This window comes from Gammaproteobacteria bacterium (assembly GCA_011375345.1).
GTDB lineage: Bacteria > Pseudomonadota > Gammaproteobacteria > DRLM01 > DRLM01 > DRLM01.
This window is the reverse complement of sequence record DRLM01000048.1, coordinates 1-2,946: the sequence shown is the minus strand read 5'-3', so window position 1 is coordinate 2,946 and position 2,946 is coordinate 1. Positions and strand designations below refer to the sequence as shown.

Genomic DNA, 2,946 nt, shown 5'->3' with positions numbered 1-2,946 from the left:
TGGCGCTGAACTCGGCGGCCTGGCCCAGCGCGGGACTGGCCAGGAGTACCGCCAGTACGGAGACCAGCAACTTCATGCTGTAATTCCTCATTGCTTCGCTGTGCCTCATCATCGCGGTTGAGCTGTCGCGGGCGTCACCTGCACCCACCGACAACACACGAAAACCCGTGGAATCGGTGGATGCGGTGACCCGGCGTTTGATTCAGTCCCTCTCTTGGTAAAGTGGGGTCAGGGGGGGCATCTGAAAATCCTCTGCGGTCCCCTTTTTCAAAGGGGGAGGGAACGCGCTGTTCTGGCGGTTCGTTGCGTTTCCCCCATTTCTCTCACCACGGCTTGTCCTCCACCAACAAGACCCGCGTGCCCCGGTCCTGTTCCAAAAAACGTTCCCGCAGAAAGCCGGCGCTGTTGTCGTCCAGCGCCCCCAGCCGCCCGGCGGTCTGGTCGGCGGTGGCCGCGCGCCATTGGGCCAGTGCCGCCGCGGTTTGCGCCGCGTCGGCACCGTCGTCGCTGTGCCGGGGCGTGGGGCCGGCTTGGGGTGTCCCCCGGCCCTGGCGGGTGGTGGCAGCGGTTCCGTCACGCTGGCGGTTGGCGCCGGGGCGCTCTTCGCGGCCGCTTTGCAAAAGGTCGAAGCGTTCCCCCTCTTTCCCCGCGGCGCCGGGTGGGGCCTCTTCGGGCGGGGTGTCCGGGGGCCGTTCCCCGCGGTGGCGGGCGTCGAGAAATTCGTGCACCAGGGCGAGGTTCAAAGCGGCCTGGGATAAATTGGATTCCAGCGCCAGGGCCGCCTGGTAGGCCGCGCTGGCGGCCTCGAAGCGGCCGAGCCGGGCCAGGGCGTTGCCACGATTGTACAGGGCGCGGGCTTTGGCGCCGGGGTCGGTGGCCTGCTCGGCGGCGGCGGTGAAGGCGGAAAGGGCGGCTTCCCATTGTTGCAGGCGGTAGGCGGCGGCGCCCAGGCCCATGGCGGCCCGGTAGCCTTCCAGGGTTTCGTACAAGCGGGCGGCGGTTTCGAAATCGCCCCGTTTGTAGGCCTCCAGGGCCTGTTGCGCGGTCCAGGGGGTGGCCTTTGCCGGGCCCAGGGGCAGGAGGGCGATGCCGGCCACGATCAGCGCCGCCATGCCCGCCGGGCGGCGCCAGCCGCACCACAAAAACAGGACCAGGCTGGCGGCCAGGGGCCAGGGAAACAGGGGCCGGCCGCTGCTGGCGGCGGGCTGATCAAAAACATGGGGTTCGGTGCGGCGGTGCAGCGCGGTGAGCAGTGCCTGCCAGTCGCTGTCGTCGCTGCGGAGGTCGAAGTAGGCGCCCTGGGCAGTGGCGGCCAGTTTTACCAGCCGCTCCCGCTCCAGTCTGGCGTAGATCAGTTCGCCGTCCCCGCCGCGCAGGAAACGCCCGTCCCGCCCGGGCACCGGCCCGCCCGCTGCCGTGCCCACGCCCAGCACCAGCAGGGGGATGTTGGCACGGGCCAGCCGGGTGGCGCCCTGGAAGGCTTCCTCGTCGTGAAAGCCGCCGTCGCTGAGCAACAGCGCCGCCCGGCTGCGGGCGGGGCTGCGGGCCAGCAGTTGCCCGGCCAGTTCCAGCGCCCGGTTCAAATTGGAACCCGGCGCGGTGGTGAGCCCCGGTTCCAGCAGCTCGGTGAAGCGGGCGAAGACCTGCCGGTCCGAGGTCAGCGGCAAAACCGGGTAGGCGTTGGCGGAAAAGGCGATCAGCCCCAGCCGGTCGCCTTCCAGCGCGGCAAGAAAGTCCTTCAGTTCCCGCTGCGCCCGCACCAGCCGGCTGGGAGCCAGGTCGGCCACGGCCATGGAGGGGGAAATGTCCAGGATCACGGCGATGTCCCGCCCCTCGGCCGCGCGGGGGGGCGGGGCACTGTCCCAATAGGGCCCGGCCAGGGCCAGCACCGCCAGGCTCCAGGCCAGCAGGAGCAGCCAGGGCCGGCGCCGGGGGCCGCCGGGGCCGCTGAGCAGGGTGGCCAGCAGATGGGGATCGGCATAGGCCCGCAGGCGGCGGGCGGCGGTGGCGCGGTGGCGTCGCGCTCCGGCCAGCAGCCAGGGCAGGGGCAGGGCCAGCAGGGCCCAGGGGTAGTACCAGTGCAGGGCGGTCCACGCGCCGTTCACGGCAGAACCTCTGCCGTCGCCTGCCGCCGCGCCGCCAGCAAGACCACCAGTCCCGCCAGCAGCGGCAGCCAGTACAGCGGCGCGCGGGTACCGCCGCCCCCTCGCTCCAGCCGGACCTGTTCCAGCTTGTCGATGTCCGTCAGCACCTTGCGCAGGGCGCCGGGCCGGTCGGCGCGATAGTAGCGGCCCCCCGTTTCCGCTGCCAGTTGTTGCAGCAGGGGCTCGTTGAGGGGGATTTCGGTGAGCAGGGGTTTGAGCTTGCCGCGGGGATAGAGGGTTTCCTGGTCGCTGCCGATGCCCACCGGGTAAAGGCGCACCCCTGCCTCCCGCGCCAGGGTGGTGGCGGCTTCGGGGCTGATCTCCCCGGCGGTGTTGCTGCCGTCGGTGAACAGCAACACGCTGCGGGCCGGGGCGGGCCGGTCCCGCAGGCGCGCCACCGCCAGGGCCAGGGCATCCCCCAGGGCGGTGCGTTCCCCAGCCATGCCGGGGCGGACTTGGGTCAGCAGGCTTTGGATCAGGTCCAGGTCGTGGCTCACGGGGCTCAGGGTGAAGGCATCGTCCCCGAACACGATCAGCCCGGCGCGGTCACCCCGGCGCGCGGTGAGCAGCTCGGCGACTACGCTTTTGACCAGGTCCAGACGGCTTACCGGGACGCCGCTTTCGTCGCGAAAATCCTGGCTGCGCATGGAGCCGGAGAGGTCCACCGCCAGCATGAATTCACGCCCGCTGAAACGCTCATCCCAGGGGGCGTGCCACTGGGGCTGGGCCAGGGCCAGCAGCAGCAGGCTGCAACCGGCGGCCCACAGCCAAGTGCTTAAGTGGCGGCGGCGGGGGGGCGCCC

Annotated in this window: 2 protein-coding genes; both read right to left on the bottom strand. The window is 71.1% G+C overall.

Annotated elements, in window-relative coordinates; all coding sequences use genetic code 11:
* Positions 1–323 precede the first annotated feature (323 nt).
* Entirely contained in the window at positions 324–2,105 is a 1,782-nt protein-coding gene (locus ENJ19_03505) for a VWA domain-containing protein (GenBank protein HHM04792.1), read from the bottom strand.
* The coding region (locus ENJ19_03500) for a VWA domain-containing protein (protein ID HHM04791.1) at positions 2,102–2,946 on the bottom strand (845 nt) is incomplete at its 5' end. The genes ENJ19_03505 and ENJ19_03500, both read right to left, overlap by 4 nt.